Annotated in this window: 5 protein-coding genes and 1 pseudogene; all 6 read left to right on the top strand. The window is 61.1% G+C overall.

The annotated features are described in order from the left end of the window. Positions 1-94 (top strand): annotated as a pseudogene (gene purU / locus FHT73_RS25305) (formyltetrahydrofolate deformylase); the annotation flags it as partial. 99 nt (positions 95-193) lie between these two features. Then, on the top strand, positions 194-745 hold the full coding sequence (locus FHT73_RS25300; protein WP_112338418.1) for a hypothetical protein: 552 nt from the start codon (positions 194-196) through the stop codon (positions 743-745). A gap of 135 nt (positions 746-880) precedes the next feature. Next, entirely contained in the window at positions 881-3,808 is a 2,928-nt protein-coding gene (locus FHT73_RS25295; protein ID WP_183715658.1) for an aminotransferase, read from the top strand. 509 nt (positions 3,809-4,317) lie between these two features. Next, positions 4,318-4,512: a hypothetical protein gene (locus tag FHT73_RS25290; protein ID WP_015338438.1), complete on the top strand. Its 195-nt coding sequence runs from the start codon at positions 4,318-4,320 to the stop codon at positions 4,510-4,512. Between the two features lie 261 nt (positions 4,513-4,773). Next, on the top strand, positions 4,774-5,772 hold the full coding sequence (locus FHT73_RS25285) for a P1 family peptidase (RefSeq protein ID WP_112610824.1): 999 nt from the start codon (positions 4,774-4,776) through the stop codon (positions 5,770-5,772). Between the two features lie 15 nt (positions 5,773-5,787). After that, positions 5,788-6,705 (top strand): LysR family transcriptional regulator, encoded by a 918-nt coding sequence (locus FHT73_RS25280; protein WP_183715656.1) that lies wholly within the window; start codon positions 5,788-5,790, stop codon positions 6,703-6,705. The last annotated feature ends 71 nt before the right edge of the window (positions 6,706-6,776 follow it).

Raw genomic sequence — 6,776 nt, 5'->3', positions numbered from 1 at the left:
TGCCCATATCCACTATCGCACCTTCCTCAATGGCAACCGCACCGTCGTCTTCCCGGCAAGCCCGGGTTCCTATGCCTCCGAGCGCATGGGGTGAGGCACCGAGGCTCGATTTGGGCCACCTTTCTTTCCTTTTCGCTCCGGCGCGCGATTTGATATCACCGTTCTCGAATCGCCCGGAGACTAAGGAGAGGACATGTCATTCTACCGCAATGGAACGCTGCTGCTCGCGGCGTTCCTTTTGAGCGCGCCAGCGTCGCATGCAGCAACAACGCAAGATGACCCTTCCAAGATCGATCTCGCCAAGCTGATCGAATGCACGACATACGACGTGCCCAGCTACAATAATTTCGCTCTATGGCTGACCGGGCCAGAAAGCGCCAAAGCCATGAAGCAGTTCGGTATGAGCGAGCTGCCGTCGGACAATCCCTTTCTGCGCGAATTCCAGCTTTCGTTGCCTGTGACCGTCTTCGGACGGCGGACGAACAGGATCGTCTTTACCTCCACAGGCCCCCTCGCCGTGCTCGATGAGGCAGATTCTCATTCGCTGGCCAAACAGCTTGGCGTGACAGCCTCGGTCGATCAGCCGAACAAGTTTCTTGGCGAGAAGGTCGTCCTGTCACACAAGGATCAGCAGGCAAATTCGGACACCGTGTTGGAAACGCGCATCTCGCTCAACGTCTCCACAGTCGATACCCATCCCGGTAAGACGCTGGCCGGTTGCAGCTATTCCATCGAGGTCGAATAGGCCCTTACGGCTAGCCGGCTGCATTCCGTGGCCTATCTTCCGTCCCATCGCTCGACAGCCCTATCTGCTTTGGGTAATTTTCTTTAATATGGAATGGTTTAGTGTCGATGCAAATGAACCATCCGGGGGGATGCCATGGCCGACGCCACGCTCGTGAACCGTATGCAACTGCCGAGACCGGACGTGACGCCGGACGAGGCGGCCGAAATCCTGCAGATGCATTACGGCCTGAGCGGGACGCTGACCGAGCTCGGCAGTCAGCAGGACCGCAACTACCGCATCGATGCCGGCGATAATGCCTATGTGCTGAAGATCTGCCGGGCGGAATACGAGCTGGTCGAGCTCGAGGCGCAGAACGCCGCGATCCGTCACCTGCACGCCAAGCCGGACGCGCCGCGCGTGCCTGAAATTGTGCCCTCTCTCAATGGCCGCGATATTCTCACCGTTACCCTTCGTGAACAGGATTATCTCGTTCGGCTGCTCGGCTTTCTTCCGGGCCAGACGCTGACGCGGCGCAGGCATCTGTCGCCTGCCGCAGCCGCAGGCTTAGGCGCACTTTCGGCCCGGCTTGCCCGAGATCTTGCCGATTTCGACCATCCCGGTCTTCATCGAAACCTGCAATGGGACCTGCGGCGCGCCGGGCCGGTCGCCGTGCAGCTGCTGTCGGCGATCACGGACCACGAGGCGCGCGACCGCATCGCCAAGGCAATGGTGGCGGCCGTCAAGCGCATCCAGCCGCTGGCAAGCGAATTGCGCGTGCAGCCCGTGCATCACGATGTCACCGACGACAACGTCGTCAGCCATCCGGATGCTCATGGACAGCTCGTCCCCGACGGCGTTATCGATTTCGGTGATATCATTCAGGGCTGGCTGGTCGGCGATCTCGCCGTCACCTGCGCATCATTGCTGCACCATGCGGACGGCAACCCCTTCTACATCCTTCCCGCCATCAAGGGCTATCATGCGGTCTATCCGCTGACAGAGGCAGAGGGCAAGGCGCTTTGGCCGCTGATCGTCGCGCGCGCCGTCATCCTTACTGCCAGCAGCGAACAACAGCTTGCCATCGACCCCGACAATGAGTATGTGCGCGGCAATCTCGATTTCGAACGTGAGATTTTCGATGTCGCGACCGGCGCACAGCCGGATGTGATGGAAGCCGCGATCCTCAAGGCGATCGGCTTCGATGTCGCGCCAATCGCGACTGACGGCTGGGCGCCGCTACTGCCCGACATCGATCCCTCGCAGATTGCCGCGATCGATCTTTCCGTCACCGGCCCCGACTTTATCGACGGCAACTGGCAGAAGCCGGATATGGACTGGCGGCTGCTTGCCCAAGCGGCAATCGCCTCCGGAACTGCGGCGACGCGCTACGGTGAATTCCGCCTGTCTCTCGCCGCGCCGCTTAACATGATACAGCCGCAGAATTTCGCCCTGCATTGCGATATCTGCCTACCGGCGGGCGCCGCTGTCGCCGCACCCTTTGCCGGCCTGCTGCAACGGCAAGGCCAGCATTTCGTGCTGGTCGGCGACGAAGTGAGCCTGCATCTCAACGGCATCGAGAGTGCTCTTGAGGATGGAGCGGCCGTCGAGCAAGGAGCTACAATCGGGACCATCGGCAGCGAGGGCTCGGCAATCGGGGGATTGCGCATCCAGCTTTGCCGCGTGCCCGGCCTTGTGCCGCCGCTCTTCGCGACAGCGGATCAGGCAGAGGGCTGGTCAGCCATCTCCCCCTCGCCTGCTGCTCTCTTGAACCCGGCCTGCGAAGCGCCGCGGCCGGATCCATCCACGCTGCTGTCATTGCGCAACGCCCGCTTCGCCAAGCCGCAGAAGCACTATTACGAGTTCCCGCCGCAAATCGAGCGCGGCTGGCGCGAATTCCTGTTCGATACGCAGGGACGCTGCTACCTCGACATGGTCAACAACGTGACGACGCTCGGACATGCCCATCCGCGCCTGACGGCAGCAATCGCCCAGCAATGGTCTCGCCTCAATACCAACTCTCGCTTCCACTATGCCGCTGTCGCGGAATTCTCCGAGCGGCTGGCGGCGCTGGCGCCTGATGGACTCGACAGCGTCTTCCTCGTCAATAGCGGCTCGGAAGCCAATGATCTTGCGATCCGCCTCGCCTGGGCGCACACGGGCAAGAGGAACATGCTCTGCCTGCTGGAGGCCTATCACGGGTGGACCGTTGCGAGCGATGCCGTCTCCACCTCGATTGCCGACAATCCGCAGGCGCTGACGACACGGCCGGAGTGGGTGCATCCTGTCCTGTCTCCCAATACCTATCGCGGCCCGTTCCGCGGCCCAGATTCGGGGATCGACTATCTCAACGATGTCACGGCCAAGTTGCAGGCCATCGATGAAAAGGGACAGGGGCTTGCCGGCTTCATCGCCGAGCCGGTCTATGGCAATGCCGGCGGTATCGCGCTGCCGCATGGCTATCTTGCCGGCGTCTACGATGCAGTACGGCAGTGTGGCGGCCTTTGCATAGCCGACGAAGTGCAGGTGGGCTACGGCCGGCTCGGCGAACACTTCTGGGGCTTCGAAACCCAGGGCGTCGTGCCCGATATCATCACAATCGCCAAAGGCATGGGCAACGGCCATCCGCTCGGCGCCGTCATCACCCGACGCGAGATCGCCGAATCGCTGGAAAAAGAAGGCTATTTCTTTTCTTCCGCCGGCGGCAGCCCGGTCAGCTGCGTCGTCGGCCTCACCGTGCTCGATATCCTTAGGGATGAGAATCTACAGGAAAATGCCCGCGTCATCGGCGACCGGCTGAAGGCCGGGCTGATCGCTCTCATGGATCGCTTCCCGCTGATCGGCGCCGTGCATGGCACGGGGCTTTATCTCGGCGTCGAATTCGTGCGCGACCGCGAAAGCCTGACGCCGGCCACCGAGGAGACGGCTGCGATCTGCGAGCGCCTGCTCGATCTCGGAGTCCTCATGCAGCCGACTGGCGATCACCTAAACGTGTTGAAGATCAAACCGCCGCTATGCCTCGCACCGGAGAGCGCCGATTTCTTTGTGACGGCCCTGGAAAAGGTGCTGGAAGATGGATTTTGACGATCCCGGCGCGCCATTAACCATTTAGGTGTTTTAGCGGCAGGTGAATTTTAATGCGCCGGGGCATTGTCGAATCTCGCGGCAGCTCCTATCTCTGTCCCGGTGATCGGCGAGCCTTACCGGGCACGGGTGGCAATGAGAAGGCAATTAAGACAACCTTCCCTGCAACCTCCGGAGCTCGGAATTTTATTTTCCCGATCGTCGATATTTTGACATCTTTCGGAATATGTTTCTGAAGATGCGGCTGCTATTATCTACTAATACAGTGGATAATGGTGCACTCACCGGGTCTCTGCTACTGGGGCCCTAACAAGTACAACGCCAATTGAGGAAGTGACATGCTGAATAGAAAAGTCATTGCTTCGTTCCTTGGGCGGCCCGTGCTTGGCAATGACCGTTCGGGCGCGCTCTCCCGCCCGTGCTGTCGAATGTGACGTTCGTCCTCCTTCCCGGAATAAGACAGTCAATTCGCCATGTCTGCGCCGTGCGTGCGCAGAGGGAGTCTATTTATGAAGAAGCAAGTCATCGAATACGCCGGCGTTCCCGTCGGCATCGTCGTTCCTGATCAGGATCGGCTCAAGTTCATCGCCGTAAAATATCATGTCCATGATCTGGACGAGCAGCATTTCAGAAATGCGGACGAAGTGAAGCTTGCGATCCGCGATCTCCTTTCCCGCCAGCAGGCCAAGCCGATCCATGTTTGATGGGTCGGATTACCTGCGCTTTTACTCAATCCCATCCCCAGCCCTCACCCTTTGATAGAATCAGGGTGGGGGCTTTTTCTTGCGCGCAAGTCGCCGTACCGGCTTATGTCTCATGCCCGCGTTCATATGCGAATGCCCGTAGCCCTAGCTTAAAAGGCGCATGGTGACACGCCTCTCGACCAAACCCATCTTGTCTTTTCACCCTCTTTACGGTCCTATCGCCATGACGACCTCGCGTTGTAAGCGGCGAAGGATTTTTTATTGGCTGACCTCCTCAATCTCCTGACCGATATCGAAGGCGTTGCCGTCGGTCACTCCACCGATCTTGCACTCGGCTCGGGCGTCACCGCCATCGTCTTCGATGAGCCGGCTATCGCCTCCTGTACCGTTCTCGGCGGCGCGCCAGGCGGGCGAGATACCGCATTGCTGGACCCTGCAATGACGGTCGGCACAGTGGATGCTCTCGTGCTCTCGGGTGGATCGGCCTTCGGGCTCGATGCCGCAGGCGGCGTGCAGGCAGGCTTGCGGGAGATCGGCCGCGGTCTGCAGGTCGGCGATGCGCTGGTGCCGATCGTGCCGCAAGCGATCCTGTTCGATCTCATCAACGGCGGCAACAAGGATTGGGGACTGCACTCGCCCTATCGCGATCTCGGCTATGCTGCCTTCAAGGCCGCAGATAAAGGACCGTTTGCACTTGGAAGCGTCGGCGCCGGTACAGGCGCCACCACGGCAACGGTCAAAGGCGGCCTCGGCTCGGCAAGCGCCGTCAGCAGCAGGGGATACAGGATCGCCGCCATCGTCGCCGTCAATGCACTCGGTTCCGCGACCATCGGCGAGGGTCCGCATTTCTGGGCAGCTCCCTTCGAGCAAAATGGCGAATTCGGCGGCCTCGGCATGCCGCAGGTGGCCGATTCGCGCTTGCGGCTGAAGGGCACGAACATCACCGCCACGACCATCGGCACAGTCATTACCGACGCCCAGTTGACCAAGGCGGAGGCGCATCGCCTCTCCATCTCAGCCCATGACGGCTTCGCCCGGGCACTCCTGCCGACGCATCTGCCGCTCGACGGCGATACCGTGTTTGCCGCCTCTACCGGCAAGCATTCCCGCGACGATATGCCTGGTTTCATGGAGCTCTGCCACCTTGCCACTATCGTCATGGCGCGCGCCATCGCCCGCGGCGTCTATGAGGCGACGGCGCTGCCGGTCGAAAGTGGGCAAGCGGCGTGGCCGGATCGCTTCGCCAAGCCCGCCGTCTAAAGGGAGATCCCGCGCATGCAGATCCGCGCGTTGATCTATTTCGACGAGCTGGTGCGCACCAATTCGATGCGCCAGGCGGCTGAAAACCTGAACGTGGCGCCGACGGCCATCAGCCGCCAAATCGAGAACCTCGAATATCACTTCGGCACGCAGCTGGTCGAGCGCAGCGCCCGCGGCATCAAATTGACGGCTGCCGGCGAATTGCTGGCGGAGCGCGCCGGCCGGACGCTGCGCGAGCTCGACCACGTTCACCAGCTGATCGAAGATCTCAAAGGCCTGCAGCGCGGAACCGTCAGCATCTATGCTAACGGCGCGTCGGTCGCCAATATCCTTGCTCCGGCGCTGGCCGAGTTCAGCCTGCGCTATCCGCATCTGCGCTTCGAAGTGACGATCACCAGCGCCCGCGGCGCCATCGAAGCCGTCAGCAATGCCGAGGCCGACATCGCAGTGACGCTGTTTGCCCCGCCGCTTTCCGGCACAAAGGTACGCCTGCGTTCCGAGCTGATTTATGACGTGATCGCTGCCGCCTCTCATCCGCTTGCGAGCGTCAGCGAGATCACGCTTGCGGAAATCGCGTCACACGCGCTTGCCGTCCCCGATCGCTCCTTCGGCGCAAGGCAGGCCTTCGACGCGCTGTTCGAACGTGAGGGGCTGAGGCTCGATCCAGTCTTTGAGACCGGCTCGCTGGAAATGCAGAAGGAGCTGGTGCTGCGCGGGGCGGCAATCACCATGCTGCCGGCACTCACCGTTCAAAGGGAGATCGAGGCGGGGCAGCTCGTCGCACGGCCCGTTGCGGGCGGCATGGGGGTGCGGACGCCAGTCGATCTCTGTGTCGCGCCCGATCGCCAGCTCTCCTTTGCGGCCGGCAAGCTGCTCGACTTCATCGAGCGCTTCATGCGTCAGCAACTTTCCGCCAAGGGGAGGCAGGATTGAATCCAACATTGTAGAAGACAAACCAGTGTAGCGATTTCGGCTACACCGAGCACACATCTTCGGAATTGTGT

Source organism: Rhizobium sp. BK098 (assembly GCF_014193155.1).
Classification (GTDB): domain Bacteria; phylum Pseudomonadota; class Alphaproteobacteria; order Rhizobiales; family Rhizobiaceae; genus Rhizobium.
This window is presented reverse-complemented; position numbering and strand designations above follow the sequence as displayed.